Source organism: [Haemophilus] ducreyi (assembly GCF_900109315.1).
GTDB classification, from domain to species: Bacteria; Pseudomonadota; Gammaproteobacteria; order Enterobacterales; family Pasteurellaceae; genus Haemophilus_B; species Haemophilus_B ducreyi.
In genome coordinates this window covers 91,592-107,690 of the sequence record NZ_FOJC01000002.1, presented here as the reverse complement: position 1 = coordinate 107,690, position 16,099 = coordinate 91,592, and the positions used below count along the sequence as shown (strand labels likewise).

The 16,099-nt window shown below is 35.6% G+C and carries 14 protein-coding genes; 8 read left to right on the top strand and 6 right to left on the bottom strand.

What is annotated here, in order from left to right; genetic code table 11:
- The gene (locus tag BMX01_RS01750; RefSeq protein ID WP_064082796.1) at positions 1 to 747 is read right to left on the bottom strand and encodes a hypothetical protein; all 747 of its coding nucleotides are present in this window, start codon (positions 745 to 747) and stop codon (positions 1 to 3) included.
- Positions 748 to 895: 148 nt separating this feature from the next.
- On the opposite strand from BMX01_RS01750, the gene yfbV reads away from it, so the two are divergent.
- From yfbV to xthA, 4 genes are all read left to right on the top strand, one after another.
- Positions 896 to 1,330: a terminus macrodomain insulation protein YfbV gene (gene yfbV / locus BMX01_RS01745; RefSeq protein WP_064082795.1), complete on the top strand. Its 435-nt coding sequence runs from the start codon at positions 896 to 898 to the stop codon at positions 1,328 to 1,330.
- Positions 1,331 to 1,476: 146 nt separating this feature from the next.
- Complete coding sequence (ttcA, locus tag BMX01_RS01740; protein ID WP_064082794.1) at positions 1,477 to 2,427, top strand: tRNA 2-thiocytidine(32) synthetase TtcA; 951 nt, start codon at positions 1,477 to 1,479, stop codon at positions 2,425 to 2,427.
- Positions 2,428 to 2,617: 190 nt separating this feature from the next.
- Positions 2,618 to 3,994, top strand: coding sequence for a Na+/H+ antiporter family protein (locus BMX01_RS01735; protein ID WP_064082793.1), 1,377 nt, complete (start codon positions 2,618 to 2,620; stop codon positions 3,992 to 3,994).
- 22 nt (positions 3,995 to 4,016) lie between these two features.
- Positions 4,017 to 4,820, top strand: coding sequence for an exodeoxyribonuclease III (gene xthA / locus BMX01_RS01730; RefSeq protein ID WP_064082792.1), 804 nt, complete (start codon positions 4,017 to 4,019; stop codon positions 4,818 to 4,820).
- Positions 4,821 to 4,973: 153 nt separating this feature from the next.
- On the opposite strand, the gene BMX01_RS01725 is transcribed toward xthA, so the two are convergent.
- The 3 genes from BMX01_RS01725 to rpmE all read right to left on the bottom strand — a co-directional run bounded on the left by BMX01_RS01725 (position 4,974) and on the right by rpmE (position 6,878).
- The gene (locus tag BMX01_RS01725; RefSeq protein ID WP_158077647.1) at positions 4,974 to 5,777 is read right to left on the bottom strand and encodes a glycosyltransferase family 8 protein; all 804 of its coding nucleotides are present in this window, start codon (positions 5,775 to 5,777) and stop codon (positions 4,974 to 4,976) included.
- 4 nt (positions 5,778 to 5,781) lie between these two features.
- Entirely contained in the window at positions 5,782 to 6,531 is a 750-nt protein-coding gene (locus tag BMX01_RS01720; RefSeq protein WP_064082791.1) for a glycosyltransferase family 25 protein, read from the bottom strand.
- A gap of 134 nt (positions 6,532 to 6,665) precedes the next feature.
- Positions 6,666 to 6,878 carry a 50S ribosomal protein L31 gene (gene rpmE / locus BMX01_RS01715; RefSeq protein ID WP_064082790.1) on the bottom strand — a complete coding sequence of 71 codons (213 nt, stop codon included), beginning with the start codon at positions 6,876 to 6,878 and terminating at the stop codon, positions 6,666 to 6,668.
- A 370-nt stretch (positions 6,879 to 7,248) separates the two neighbouring features.
- On the opposite strand from rpmE, the gene tkt reads away from it, so the two are divergent.
- Positions 7,249 to 9,246, top strand: a complete 1,998-nt coding sequence (gene tkt, locus BMX01_RS01710) for a transketolase (RefSeq protein WP_064082789.1) — start codon at positions 7,249 to 7,251, stop codon at positions 9,244 to 9,246.
- 122 nt (positions 9,247 to 9,368) lie between these two features.
- On the opposite strand, the gene BMX01_RS01705 is transcribed toward tkt, so the two are convergent.
- The gene (locus tag BMX01_RS01705; protein WP_064082788.1) at positions 9,369 to 10,379 is read right to left on the bottom strand and encodes a PhoH family protein; all 1,011 of its coding nucleotides are present in this window, start codon (positions 10,377 to 10,379) and stop codon (positions 9,369 to 9,371) included.
- A gap of 12 nt (positions 10,380 to 10,391) precedes the next feature.
- Positions 10,392 to 11,114: a fatty acid metabolism transcriptional regulator FadR gene (fadR, locus tag BMX01_RS01700; protein WP_064082787.1), complete on the bottom strand. Its 723-nt coding sequence runs from the start codon at positions 11,112 to 11,114 to the stop codon at positions 10,392 to 10,394.
- 187 nt (positions 11,115 to 11,301) lie between these two features.
- On the opposite strand from fadR, the gene nhaB reads away from it, so the two are divergent.
- From nhaB to nrdA, 3 genes are all read left to right on the top strand, one after another.
- Positions 11,302 to 12,843 carry a sodium/proton antiporter NhaB gene (gene nhaB / locus BMX01_RS01695; RefSeq protein WP_074647645.1) on the top strand — a complete coding sequence of 514 codons (1,542 nt, stop codon included), beginning with the start codon at positions 11,302 to 11,304 and terminating at the stop codon, positions 12,841 to 12,843.
- Positions 12,844 to 12,953: 110 nt separating this feature from the next.
- The gene (gene dsbB, locus BMX01_RS01690; RefSeq protein ID WP_074647643.1) at positions 12,954 to 13,493 is read left to right on the top strand and encodes a disulfide bond formation protein DsbB; all 540 of its coding nucleotides are present in this window, start codon (positions 12,954 to 12,956) and stop codon (positions 13,491 to 13,493) included.
- A 329-nt stretch (positions 13,494 to 13,822) separates the two neighbouring features.
- Positions 13,823 to 16,093, top strand: coding sequence for a class 1a ribonucleoside-diphosphate reductase subunit alpha (nrdA, locus tag BMX01_RS01685; protein WP_074647641.1), 2,271 nt, complete (start codon positions 13,823 to 13,825; stop codon positions 16,091 to 16,093).
- Positions 16,094 to 16,099 lie beyond the last annotated feature (6 nt).

Sequence of the window (16,099 nt, the reverse complement as noted above, 5' to 3'; positions counted from 1 at the left end):
CTAGCCTCTTAATGCTACTTGGCGATAAACTTGATAAAAACGGAAAGAAAATACTGCGGTAAATAAGGTTACAAACGCATTAGCTACAACATTTAATGCCATGCCCACCATATTAGTTGCTAGTTGGTCTTCCAAACCCACTAATAGCCGCGTAGCAAAATAAGAAATAACACAAAATAGCATAACTGGAAAAATTTTGTCTTTGGTTAATTGCCAAGTAAAACGAACCGCTTCACTGACAGTATTTATATCTTCAAGTAAATAGGCATAACTGGCCAAAGATAACCTAATTAACACCCAAAACCCAACAATTACCAACACAAAAGACATAATGCCTAACATTGGATTGGTGGCGTTAGCTACATTTAATAGCTGAAATGACATTACAATAGATAAAGGTAACACCATCAGAATATTCAATAACACAACAGGTAACAATTTACGACCTGCTTCAGCTAATGGTTGAAAAAAGTGTTGGAAACTACCCTCATTAATTCTTTTAATGTTTAAGATAAATAAAATTCCCAAGAAAATATCCACCACACCCAATAACATAATCGGTAGAAAATCCACTAATAATTGTGGATTATTAACCGCTTGTGCCTGCTCAATCGTCATTTTTGGCAAAAATAGCATATTAGCAATTTGTAATAAAACCAATAATATAAAAGCAAATAACGAGAAAGTATGTTGATTACGAATAAAATTCCAACTATCTTGGAATAAATTAGCAAACTTAATTGGCATTGAATTATCCTTATACTTATAAAAGTGTAATAAAATTGTAGCGAAGTATAACAATTGTTTACTGCTGCTGCATTAAGTTCTCGCATTTTCGTTAGCGAAAAGTTATGTTATGCTGTTTATCTCTCTATTATCAAATATGCGATCAATAATGATTAATACCATACAATTAGGGCAACGCTATCTTGAAACTTACCCAAATCAAAAAAAATTAGCTTTATTTATGCCAGATTACCGCCTGATCCGCTTAGTGAAACAGGCTGCTCGTTTTATGCCCATATTCGCTTGTTTCACCATTCTCTGGCAATATTTCTTTACTGATCCTACTCAATCTATCTTAGCTAATGCGATCATCACTTCATTGTTTGCCATCAGCTTACCTTGTCAAGGACTTTATTGGTTAGGAAAACGAGCAACCACACCGCTACCACTATCATTATTAGATTGGTATCAATCACTTAAACAAAAATTAATCAGTGAACAAAAAATTATGCAAGATCAAGCGGTACCTTCTTATCAAGATTTTGCTAATTTATTGAAACTTGCAGAAGAAACCTGGGGCGATAACTATTTTAATGAGCTTTAAACTGGTTAATTTCAGCAAAAACTGACCACTTACTCACCAACAAAAGTCAATTATGCTTGCAAAAAATGTGGAAATCTTTACTATTGCCAACTTGCTCGCACGCGTTAATTGAACTCCATTTTTTCTCACATTATTGCACCATTATGATGAACCAAAACACTCAGCCTACCAATAACCTAAAAGATAAAAAAATCACTTATAATTTTAACAAATTACAAAAACGTTTACGGCGTAATGTTGGCAATGCAATTGCTAATTTTAATATGATTGAAGCTGGCGATAAGGTAATGGTCTGCTTATCTGGCGGTAAAGATAGCTATACCTTATTAGACATTTTATTAAATCTAAAACTCAGTGCCCCCATTGATTTTGATATTGTAGCGGTTAATTTAGATCAAAAACAACCCGGTTTCCCTGAGCATATTTTGCCAGAATATCTCGCGTCCATTGGCGTAGAATACAAAATTGTGCAAGAAAACACTTACGGCATTGTGAAAGAAAAAATTCCAGAAGGAAAAACAACCTGTTCACTTTGCTCCCGATTACGTCGTGGCATTTTATATCGCACTGCAACTGAGCTCGGCGCAACCAAAATTGCCCTAGGCCATCACCGTGACGATATGTTAGAAACATTATTTTTAAACATGTTCTATAACGGTAAACTTAAATCAATGCCACCCAAATTAATCAGCGATGATGCTAAACATATTGTGATTCGCCCGCTTGCTTACTGTAAAGAAAAAGATATTGAAAAATATGCAGAAGCTAAACAATTCCCAATCATTCCTTGTAATTTATGTGGTTCACAGCCTAATTTACAACGCCAAGTAGTTAAGGAAATGCTACAAAGTTGGGATCGCCAATATCCTGGTCGAATTGAAACAATGTTTAGTGCTTTACAAAATGTTACACCTTCGCATTTATGTGACACACAATTATTTAACTTCAAAGCAGTGAAACACGGTGAAATGATCAACGGCATAGAAGGCGATATTGCATTTGATAAAATGGATATTCCAATAACGCTTAATATCCAAGAAGAAGATGAAAAACAGGCATATACGCAAAATGGGACTATTCAATTCAAAGCCGTATAATTAACACGCACCCCAAAAAGAGCAAATCTTAAATGATTGCTCTTTATTTATCTAAAAATACCGCTTATTTTGATCGCCTGATCTAACGCGCATCAATTTATATGCATAATCCCTAAAAAATACTCGACAATGCTATTTTTTGCGTTACATTAGAAAAATCTTCATTTATTAGAATAAAAAAGGAAACGCAATGTTAACTAATGAAGTAGTTATCTCAATCATCGTCTTACTTGTGTTAAGTTTACTCCGTGTTAATGTAGTTTTAGCGTTAATTATTGCTGCGCTTACTTGTGGACTAATCGGCAACTATGGTGTCGAACAAATGGGCTTATTTGATGCACTAATCAAAACGCTCCGCAGTTTTACCGGCGGACTTGGTGGCGGTGCTGAAACAGCAATGAATTACGCCGTCTTAGGTGCTTTTGCAGTAGCGTTATCTAAATCTGGTGTAACCGATTTACTTGCTTACAAAGTCATCTCCGCATTTGGAAAGCAACCTTCTGGCCGTTCTGTTTTTTGGTTTAAATACATTATCTTATTTGTATTAACTGCCTTTGCAATGTCATCACAAAATCTTATTCCTATTCATATTGCTTTTATTCCGATTGTGATTCCCCCCTTACTAAAAATAATGAATCAACTACATATTGACCGCCGAGCTGTTGCTTGCGCATTAACTTTCGGCTTAACCGCAACTTATATGTTAATTCCCGCAGGCTTTGGACAAATCTTTATTGAAAGTATTTTAGTAAAAAACATCAACCACTCCGGTGCCGCTTACAATCTAGCGGCAACTACCGCAGATATGACCAAAGCAATGGCGATCCCTGTTGCCGGTATGATTTGTGGGCTACTATTTGCCTTCTTCGTTTCATACCGAAAACCGCGTATTTATCAAGAAAATAGTGCCGAACCAACTAATCATCAAATGGCTGAACGAATACAACAAGTTAAGCTCAAACACGTTTGGATCAGCATTATTGCCATTCTGACTACTTGTTGCATGCAACTCCTTACCAACTCCACAATTATCGGCGCACTGGCGGGTTTAATTATTTTTGCCCTAGGTGGCATTTTTAAACTAAAACAAACTAATGATCTTTTTCAAGATGGTTTACGTTTAATGGCTATGATTGGATTTGTGATGATCGCCGCATCAGGCTTTGCCAACGTGGTTAATTCAACGGGAGGCGTGTTAACATTAGTAGAAAATCTAAAAGATGTTATTCATAATAAAGAACTCGCAGCATTATTAATGTTAGTTGTCGGTTTATTCATTACCATGGGGATCGGTTCTTCTTTCTCAACAGTACCGATTATCGCCTCTATTTATATACCACTTTGTATGTCTTTTGGTTTTTCCCCATTAGCAACCATGGCGATTGTGGGCGTTGCCGCCGCCTTAGGCGATGCAGGCTCGCCAGCTTCTGACTCAACATTAGGCCCTACATCAGGCTTAAATGCTGATGGCAAACATGATCACATTTGGGATTCTGTCGTCCCTACTTTCTTACATTTTAGCATTCCATTATTAATCTTTGGTTGGATTGCCGCGATGACGTTATAACATTTTCCCCATTAAGGTTTTTATGAAGTTTATCTCTTTTAATATCAATGGCTTACGGGCTAGACCACATCAATTAGAAGCAATCATCAATAAACATCAACCTGATGTAATCGGCTTACAAGAAATCAAAGTTGCAGATGAAGATTTCCCACATCAACTTGTAGAACATCTGGGCTATCACGTTTTTTATCATGGCCAAAAAGGCCATTATGGCGTAGCGCTTTTAACTAAAAAACAACCGCTTACCATTCGTAAAGGCTTTCCAAATGATACAGCTGATGCCCAAAAACGAATGATTATGGCAGAGATTAACACTGATTTTGGTATCCTAACCGTACTAAATGGCTACTTTCCACAAGGTGAAAATCGCCAGCATGAAACAAAATTTTCTGCTAAAGCAAAATTCTATGCTGACCTACAACATTATTTAGAAACCACCCTAACAGCAGACAACCCTATTATTATTATGGGTGATATGAATATCTGCTCTACGGATTTAGATATTGGGATTGGTGAAGCAAATCGTAAACGTTGGTTAAGAGAAGGCAAATGTTCTTTCTTACCAGAAGAACGCGAATGGTTAAACCGTTTATATCACTATGGTTTAGTAGATACTTTCCGCGCAATGCATCCAACTACAACTGATCAATTCTCATGGTTTGATTATCGCTCTAAAGGTTTTAATGACAACCGTGGGTTACGAATTGACTTAATTTTAGCTTCAACAACACTAGCAAACCATTGTGTAGAAACAGGAATTGATTTAGAAATCAGAGCTATGGAAAAACCCTCTGATCATGCCCCTATTTGGGCAGTATTTAAATAATTCACTAAAAAGCGGTCTTATTTACTTAAAATTAGCAAAATAAGACCGCTTAATTATCATTTTGATAATAAATCAATAAATACCATATATAAATTTATAAATTAATTTTTTTTAATTCTCTTAAATCTAATCTTTAAAGTTGTACGTAAAAGTCTAGGACCAATGAGCAGGTTTATCTTGCAATTTATTAGACAGATAAGCATACAACTCACAATTAAAATTAGTACAGTCTATATGCCAAGGCTTTTTAGGACCACAATAATGATAAATAACAATAGGTGTAGTTATTTTTATTCCTTTTCTCACTTTATCTCTTTTTATAAAATCTAACTGACTAGGCATAAAATTATAACGACAATCTAATAATAAAACTTTATCTTTTAAAATAAGATTTAAAATATCCTGATCTTGATACTGTAATTTTTTACTCAAATCTTTAATTATCTTAACGCTTTTATCAAAAATATTATATTGCTTCCACTTTATACAATCAATGAGCAAAACACCTGCATTGAAATAAATATTTTTATCCAATCCTAATATTGTTTTATAATTTAAACTTTCTATAAATGGATCAGCAACAGCCGCAATATAATATTCATTCAAATCTAAATCCCATAAATCAATAAGACTACCATTCACAATAGTATCTATATCTAAATACAATACTTTTTCTAATTGAGGCAAATAATCTGTTAACTTTAATCTTGCATAAGTTGCTAATGATATATAATCAATATATATAGGAAAGTTACTGAAACTATCTACAGAAATTTTTATAAATTCAATATTTGAATTAAATTTCTCTACTAATGACTTAATAAAACTCTTACTTTCTTCTTTAATACCTAAATCTAAAATATAAAAATTTATATTATAATTATGAGACAATATGCTGTATAAGCAAACAGACAAATGTGGAGCATAATTTTCATCAGAAGAAAACACTATATTCATATCCCTATCCTTTAATAGTATCATAAATGAATTTTAAACATTTATCTTTCAAAGCATAAAATTCTCTTCTCAAACGAATAGCGACTGTGCGTTGCTGTTTGCCTTTATCCACCGGAATATTGCTTTCTAAACTCAAATCGGGCTCAAGGCAAGCTGGAATCAAAGCTAAACAAGCTAAATCATTAGCCCAATATCTTTCAATAGTAATATCGAGATCATAAATCCATTCTTGGCAATAATTTAGTAATTTTTTTGCAGCAGCAGGAGTAATATAATAACCTGTTGTATTTCCCCAACATTTATAAAATTTGAATACAGATAATTCTTTAGCATTAATTTGGTAAAGTTTCTTGCCTTGTTGTCCTCTACGTGCTGGAGCAGGTGGGCTTAACCATAAAAATTCAAATATATTTTCTTTATCACTTAAAAAATCATACGCTTCAATAAAATTATCATGAAGAATTGCATCATCTTCCAAAATAATAATTGGCTGATTTAATTCGAGGCATTTTTCCCATAATAAATAATGACTAGCAAAGCAACCTAATTGAGCGAGATTCATTTGGTTACCTTTTCTTTTAATTCTTTCTGACTCATTATATTTTTTAAATAAATAAAAATCAGGATTTTCTTTGCCATAAATAGCATTGAAAAACTCGAATGGTATTTCAGTCGCTAAATGAGAAAATTGTTGTTGAATAATTTTTTTTCTCTCAACTGATTTTTCTAAGTTAATAATAAAAATGGGTAACATACGATTTAATTTGATATTCCTTTCTTAAATAGAATTTTTTCAATTTTACAAAATTAAATATAGCCTTTTAACTATGCTATAGCATAAATACAATAAAACCCTGCAATAGCAGGGTTTTATTGACAAAACAATAATTATTTAGTGCCCGGGATATTAAAACGTTTATTGAAACGTTCAACACGACCACCTGTGTCAACTACACGCTGTTTGCCCGTATAGAATGGGTGACAATTACCACATACGTCTAGATTTAAATTTTTCTCTACTGTTGAGCGTGTTTTAATTACATTACCGCAAGAACATGTTGCCGTAATTTCTTTATATTCTGGGTGAATACCTTGTTTCATTGGAGAACCTCTGATGAAGCCATATCGCCACTTATCTTGTTGCAGTTAAATGATTTATATATTTAACGACATCCGCTGATAAGTACCATATGTAACTAAAAATATGTTGAGTAAATTACTCAACGCCAAAAGAAAGCAAATTCTATTTTATTTTAGAATAAAGATCAATAACGCAGTAGGATTCTTATCCAAATTTTATCTAGCCCCCCCTGTCAAAATCAATCATTTTTACTCAAAAAAATTCATTTATTGTGAGCTATCTCACAATTTCATTGCAGTTTTTTTGAGTTTTATTAGAAAAATAGTGTAGAATTTGATAACTCATTATACAAGTTATTTTAGCATAATCATTAATTACGAGGAGTAATATATGACAGAACGTAAAGTGCTCGCGAATGCAATTCGTTTTTTAAGTATAGATGCAGTACAAAAAGCTAATTCAGGCCACCCCGGTGCGCCGATGGGAATGGCTGATATTGCTGAAGTATTATGGCGTGATTTCTTAAAGCATAATCCGACTAATCCTAAATGGGCAGATCGCGACCGCTTTGTGCTCTCCAACGGTCATGGTTCCATGTTAATTTATAGTTTATTGCATTTGAGCGGTTATGATCTTTCAATTGAAGATTTAAAACAATTCCGTCAATTGCACTCTAAAACACCTGGACATCCTGAATATGGTTATGCACCCGGTATAGAAACAACAACCGGTCCGTTAGGTCAAGGTATTACTAATGCGGTAGGAATGGCCATTGCTGAAAAAACATTAGCGGCTCAATTTAACCGTGAAGGCCACAAAATTGTTGATCATTATACTTATGCCTTTTTAGGTGATGGCTGTCTAATGGAAGGTATTTCACATGAAGCTTGTTCATTAGCGGGCACATTAGGTTTAGGTAAGCTAATTGCTTTTTATGATGATAATAATATTTCTATCGATGGCCATGTAGATGGCTGGTTTGCTGATGATACTGCACAACGTTTTGAAGCCTATGGCTGGCAAGTGATTCGGAATGTAGATGGACACGATGCAACCCAAATCAAAATAGCGATTGAAAATGCACAAGCGGAAAAAGATCGCCCAACGTTAATTATCTGTAAAACAATTATTGGTTATGGTTCACCAAACAAATCAGCATCACACGATTGCCACGGTGCTCCATTAGGTAATGAGGAGATTGCATTAACTCGCCAAGCATTAAATTGGCAATATGCGCCATTCGAAATTCCTGCGGATATCTATGCAGACTGGGATGCTAAGGCAAAAGGTTGCTTAATCGAAAAAGAATGGGATGCAAAATTTGTTGCTTATCAGACCGCTTATCCAGCGCTTGCTGCTGAATTTAAACGCCGTATGGCGGGTGATTTACCGGCAAATTGGCAAACAGAAGCCTGTCACTTTATTGAAACATTACAAGCTAATCCTGCTTCAATTGCAAGCCGTAAAGCATCACAAAATGCGATCGAAGCTTATGCACATTTATTGCCTGAACTTTTAGGTGGCTCTGCAGATTTAGCCAGTTCAAACTTAACGCTTTGGTCTGGTTCAAAACCAATTCGTGCGGATCATAATGTTGATGGGAATTATATCAATTATGGGGTTCGTGAATTCGGTATGTCTGCCATTATGAATGGTATTGCGTTGCACGGTGGTTTTATCCCTTATGGTGCGACTTTCTTGATGTTCTATGAATATGCACATAATGCTGTACGTATGGCAGCATTAATGAAACAACGTGCCTTATTTGTTTATACCCATGATTCTATCGGTTTAGGAGAAGATGGTCCAACGCATCAACCAGTAGAACAGACCGCTTCATTACGTTACATTCCAAATTTAGAAACGTGGCGCCCTTGTGACCAAGTTGAATCAGCCATTGCGTGGAAATCCGCTATTGAACGTCAAGATGGGCCAACTGCATTGATCTTTACACGGCAAAATTTAGCACAGCAGTCGCGTACGGCAGAACAATTAGCGAATGTTGCTCGTGGCGGTTATGTGTTGAAAGAGGCATCTGGCACTCCAGACTTAATCTTAATTGCGACAGGATCTGAAGTCGAACTTGCAATTAAAGCCGCTGAAGTGCTTGAAAATGAAGGTAAAAAAGTACGCGTAGTGTCTATGCCATCAACGAATATTTTCGATAAACAAAGCGAATCTTATCGTGAGTCAGTGTTACCTCGCTCTATCACCAAACGCATAGTGATTGAAGCACAATTATCTGATTTCTGGTACAAATACGTTGGCTTTGAAGGCCGTATTATCGGTATGAATAGTTTTGGTGAATCAGCACCTGCAGATCAATTATTCAAATTATTTGGTTTTAGCGTGGAAAACGTGGTGACCAAAGCAAAAGAAATGTGGTAATTAACCAAATGAATAATTAACTAACAAAAAAGCGGGCTAATTTAAGTATTTATCATAAATTAGCCCGCTTTATTTGATTTCATATCCTGTTTCGGATTTTGCTGTTCATCTGGCTAATTTCGCTATATAACATCACGCTGAGCGGTATTTTGCATATCCCAAACATCATAGGCTTTTACAATTTTAGCCACCACTGGATGCCGTAGAATATCTTGACTATCAAAATAATTAAAACTTAACCCTTCAACTTTTTTCAACACTTCAATTGCATGTTTTAAGCCTGATTTTTGACTACGTGGTAAATCAATTTGTGTAATATCCCCCGTAATCACTGCTTTAGCATTAAAACCAATTCGTGTTAAGAACATTTTCATCTGTTCAATCGTTGTGTTTTGACTTTCATCTAAAATAACAAAAGCATCATTTAAAGTGCGACCACGCATATAAGCAAGCGGTGCAATTTCAATCACATTTCGCTCAATCAGTTTTTGCACTTTTTCAAACCCAAGCATTTCAAATAAAGCGTCATATAGCGGTCTTAAATAGGGTTCAATTTTCTGACCAAGATCACCCGGAAGAAAACCTAATTTTTCGCCCGCTTCAACGGCAGGACGTGTCAATAAAATACGGCGTATTTCCTGTTTTTCTAGCGCATCAATGGCGGCAGCAACCGCTAAAAATGTTTTCCCCGTGCCCGCGGGCCCAATGCCAAAGCTAATATCATGATGTAAAATATTATGTAAATAAGCATTTTGGTGTTCTCCTCGTGGCTTAATAACACCGCGTTTGGTTTTAATAACTATATCGTGTTGTGGATAGCTGTTTGATTGTTGTAATAACATTCGGCTTTCTTGAATAGCTAAATGTATATCGGGCAGATCTAAGAGGGGAATTTTGCCTTTAAGCGGTGCGGTTTGTTGATAAAGTTGCCTCAATAATTGTGCTGTATGTTGCATTAAATGAGGAGGACAATGGAGATTATCTGTAGCCGCTATCGTAAAAGTAAAGCCATTACGTGCAATCGACAAGCCAAAATTATTTTCAATCAAGGTAATATGCTGATCTACACTGCCACATAATGATTGTAAACGTGAATTATCTTGTGGCGTTAATGTAATGATAATTGCATCCAAAATCTTCTATCCTCACACACCAAATTGCTCTGGCAATGTCTGTAATAACTTAACCCAAATTTCGCTACTTAATTGGCGGTTATCGACTAATACTTGAATAGCTTTCTCATGATTTTCTTCTACACAGGCGGACAATAAAAGACGATAAAAAGAAAGGCTTAATTGACGGCAAGCTGGATCAGCGAAGAAAAGATTGGCAACTTGGTGGTACATTTGTTTAAAACTATTTAAAATCAAAGCATAGACCGGTTTATTTGCCAAAAAAGTCAATTGTCTGAATAAATTGTAATCAAATATTGCATAAGCTTCTGCGGTATCTTCAAGCGTATCTAACTGTGCAAAAAGAGGACAACATTGTGCAGGATTTAACTTAATTGCTTCAGGAATATATGATTCTGCCATACGCGTACGTAATGACACAACATTGGCAATAATAACTGGAATATAAGATTTATCTAATTTTATTAAGGTGCTAATAATATTAGGCCCCGCAGTTTCCCAAACATCATTCACCCTTGTCGGTTTACCATGTTGGATATTTAACCAGCCATCACGAGCCAAACGTTGTAAAACTTCGCGTAATGTAGTTCTTGTTACCCCCATTTTATCCGCAAGCTCACGTTCTGCAGGCAAATCAGACCCTGCCGGAAAGCGTTTATCCCAAATACTTCGTACGATATATTCTTCAGCAAGCGCCGCTGGGCTTCGTGCTTTCAAAATATAAGTGTTATCCATGGTGCGACATCTCCATAACATCATATTTAGTCAAAATATGATGTAAAATTAACAAAAAGTGTGATATTTATCTAAAATCAAAAAAGTCCCACAAAAACGTGCGATAAAGCTTATTATCCTTTAATCTCAACGAGATTACAATTAGCATAGGTTTATTATTTTTAATTTTTAAATAGGAGGCCCTTTCATGAATAGCTCTAATGCTATCTTTAAAACGTTTTTAGGCCGCGCGCCTGAATGGTATAAGTTATGTATTATTACCTTTCTGGTGATAAATCCATTAATTTACTTCTTTGTTAGTCCATTTATTGCTGGTTGGACACTAGTCGCTGAATTTATCTTTACACTTTCAATGGCATTAAAATGTTATCCATTACAACCTGGTGGTTTACTTGCAATTGAAGCCGTTGCAATCGGTATGACTTCACCTCACCACGTGAAACATGAGGTTATAGCGAACTTTGAAGTTATTTTATTATTAATGTTTATGGTTGCCGGTATTTACTTTATGAAGCAACTGCTTTTATATGTATTTACTAAATTACTAATTGTAATTCGTTCTAAAAAAGTACTTTCGCTTTCATTTTGTTTAAGCGCTGCATTTTTGTCCGCTTTCTTGGATGCCTTAACGGTTATTGCCGTAATTATCAGCGTAGGAACCGGTTTTTATGGTGTTTACCATAAAGTCGCTTCTGGCAGTACCTTTGAAGATTCTACTGATATTAGTAACGACGATAAGATTATTACCAATAAAAAGATTCTTGAACAATTCCGTGCTTTTTTGCGGAGTTTATTGATGCACGCAGCCGTAGGCAGTGCATTAGGTGGTGTAATGACAATGGTTGGCGAACCACAAAATTTAATTATTGCAAGCCAAGCAGAATGGGGATTCATTGAGTTTTTAATCCGTGTAGCACCGGTCAGTTTACCCGTATTAATTTGTGGTATTGCAACGTGTTTATTACTCGAACATTTTAAAATCTTTGGGTATGGTGAACGTTTACCACGTCGTGTTTGGGGCGTGCTTGCACGTTATAATGTATTGCAAGAACAACATATGACCAAACAAGATCGGGTAAAAATGGCTATCCAAGCGCTTGCAGGTATTTGGTTAATTGTTGGTTTAGCATTACATCTTGCTGATGTTGGGATTATCGGGCTAACGATTATTATTATCTGTACAGCTTTTTGTGGCATTACTGATGAACACGCAATCGGCCGTTCTTTCCAAGAACCAATGCCTTTTACTGCCCTAATTGTAGTATTCTTTACTATTGTTGCCGTTATTGTGGATCTTAAATTATTTGAACCCATTATTAATTTTGTCTTATCGGCAGATCCGCATTCTCAATTGGCGTTATTCTATGTTTTCAATGGCTTATTATCGATGATCTCAGATAATGTTTTCGTTGGCACTGTCTATATGAATGAGACCAAAGCGGCATTAACGTCTGGCTTTATCAGCCGTGAACAGTTTGATTTAATCGCAATCGCCATCAATACCGGTACTAACCTACCGTCTGTTGCCACACCAAATGGACAAGCTGCATTCTTATTCTTACTTACTTCACCATTCGCACCATTAATTCGTCTTTCATATAGTAGAATGATATATATGGCATTACCTTATACGATAGTATTGTCTATCGTTGGTTTCTTTGCCTTAGAATATTTACTTCCACCGCTTACCGAATTAATGACTAATTGGGGTTGGTTAATTGCGCGCTAAATACACTATTCTACTTCCTTCATTCAATCGTGAGTGAAGGAAGATAATTATACGAAAAAGGCATAAAATCGGATACAATACCTAAACATATCAGAAAAAAGGTACTTTATATGCTCAGCTATTTCAAAGAACTATCGTTACGTAGACCCGCTTGGTTATTACTTGCAACTTTAGCCTGTACTCTTGAAGTAACTGGTCTTTATTTCCAATATAAATTAGGCCTAATTCCGTGTGTTATGTGTATATATGAACGCGTTGCACTTACTGGTTTATTAATTGCTGGCTTAATTGCCTTAATTGCGCCTAATTTCTTCCTATTCCGCTGGCTAGCGCTAGTATTATGGGGTTTCAGTGCATTTAAAGGTTTATCACTTTCTATTAAACATTATGATTATCAAGCCAATCCATCGCCTTGGAATCAATGTGAGTTTAAACCACAATTCCCACAAACGATACCGCTTGATGAATGGTTTCCCAATATTTTTGCTGCTGGCACAGTCAATTGTAGTGAAAGGCAATGGCAAATGTTAGGCTGGGGAATGCCAGAATGGTTAATTGTCGCCTTTAGTTTATTTATGCTATTTTTCTTAATTGTCTTTATGAGTCAATTTAAACGCGCTACGCCACAATATCGCTCAGTATTTAGATAATATAAGCGGCCTAATTTGCAAATAATTATGTAAATTAGACCGCTTTTTTCATAAAAATGCTTTCGACTATCTTAAAAAATTTAACTACCGTTCTAACCAAGCCTAATCATAAATAGCAATAAAAAAATAATATGATTCCTTCCATAATTAGTAAATTCATTTTTCTTTTTTACTGATTTCTTCACTCATCAATAACTTATCTATTGTCAATAAGCTAGACAAAAAATTTTCTGCTTGAATTCAGCATAAAAAAACCATATCTTGTACACCATTCTATAAAAACCACAACATATAGTGGTTAAAATCCAACAGAAAAAGGAGCGTTTTTTATGCACAGCCAATTAATGGTAACTAAACGTAATGGACAACAAGAACCTTTAAATTTAGAAAAAATCCATCGTGTTATTACTTGGGCTGCTGAGGGTTTAGCTAATGTTTCAGTTTCGCAAGTAGAATTAAGCGCTCATATCCAATTCTATCAAGGCATTCGCACGTCAGATATTCACGAAACGATTATTAAGGCAGCTGCTGATTTAATCAGTAAAGAAACGCCTGACTATCAGTATCTGGCCGCGCGTTTAGCCGTATTTCATCTGCGTAAAAAAGCTTATGGTACTTTTTATCCACCCCATTTATTTGAACACATACAAAAATTAGTTAAATTGGGTAAATATGATAATTTGTTGCTAAAGCAATATAGCGAAGAAGAATGGAATGTCATGAATGGCTTTTTAGTGCATGAACGTGATATGAATTTTTCCTATGCTGCCGTCAAACAATTGGAAGGAAAATACTTAGTCCAAAACCGTGTTACGGGTGAAATTTACGAATCGGCACAATTCTTATATATCTTAGTTGCTGCATGTTTATTTTCTAGTTACCCCAAAGCAACTCGTTTAGACTATATCCATCGTTTTTATGATGCAACGTCGACCTTTAAAATCTCACTCCCGACTCCAATTATGGCGGGCGTTCGAACACCAACTCGTCAATTTAGTTCTTGTGTACTAATTGAATGTGGAGATAGTTTAGACTCAATTAATGCAACGTCTTCAGCGGTAATTAAATATGTATCTCAACGTGCAGGAATAGGCATTAATGCAGGCGCTATTCGTGCATTAGGCAGTCCAATTCGAAATGGTGAGGCATTCCATACCGGTTGTATTCCATTTTATAAACATTTCCAAACAGCGGTAAAATCTTGTTCACAAGGTGGCGTTCGTGGTGGTGCAGCAACGGTTTTCTATCCGATTTGGCATTTAGAAGTAGAAAGTTTAGTTGTGCTTAAAAATAATCGCGGAGTGGAAGATAACCGCTGTCGCCATATGGATTACGGCGTTCAAATCAATAAATTAATCTACCAACGCCTCATTAAAGGATCAGATATCACTTTATTCAGTCCTTCTGATGTACCAGGGTTATATGAGGCCTTTTTTGCGGATCAAGAAAAATTTGAACTACTTTATCTGCAATATGAACAAGATCCTAGCATCAGGAAGAAAAGCGTAAAAGCTATTGAGTTATTCTCGTTATTGATTCAAGAAAGAGCATCAACCGGTCGAATTTATATTCATAATGTCGATCACTCTAATACTCATTCGCCTTTTGATCCAAGCGTAGCACCTATTCGTCAATCGAATCTTTGTTTAGAAATTGCCTTACCAACCAAACCATTGAATAATATAAACGATGAGCAAGGTGAAATTGCACTTTGTACACTCTCAGCATTTAACTTAGGCAGATTACAAAATTTAGATGAATTGGAACCGCTTGCTGATTTAGCAGTGCGAGCATTAGATGCGTTATTGGATTATCAAAATTATCCGGTAAAAGCGGCTGAAAAAGGGGCAATAGCACGTCGTTCACTTGGTATTGGGGTAATTAACTATGCTTACTATCTAGCCAAACATGGGGTGCGTTATTCAGATGGAAGTGCGAATGATTTAACACATCGCACTTTTGAAGCAGTTCAATACTATTTACTCAAAGCTTCCATGAACTTAGCCAAAGAACTAGGTCCGTGTAAAGGCTTTAATGAAACCACTTATGCTAAAGGTATTTTACCGATTGATAGCTACAAAAAAGATATTGATCAACTTACTCAAGAACCATTACACTATGATTGGGAAGCATTACGTGCTGACATTAAACAATTTGGATTGCGCAATTCGACCTTGACCGCACTAATGCCATCAGAAACTTCATCGCAAATCTCAAATGCAACGAATGGTATTGAACCGCCACGTGGTTACGTTAGTATTAAAGCTTCTAAAGATGGTATTTTAAAACAAGTTGTTCCTGAATATGAAACATTGAAAGATCAATATGAATTACTTTGGGATATTCCCAACATGGATGGCTACTTACATTTAGTTGGTATTATGCAAAAATTTGTTGACCAAGCTATTTCAGCCAATACTAACTACGATCCGAAACGCTTTGAAGACGATAAAGTGCCAATGAAAATCTTACTTAAAGACTTATTAACCGCCTATAAATATGGTTTAAAAACACTTTATTATCAAAATACACGTGATGGCGCAGAAGACTCGCAAGAAGATTTAGATGCCAACTGTGCTGATGGTGCGTGTAGAATTTAAACAAAA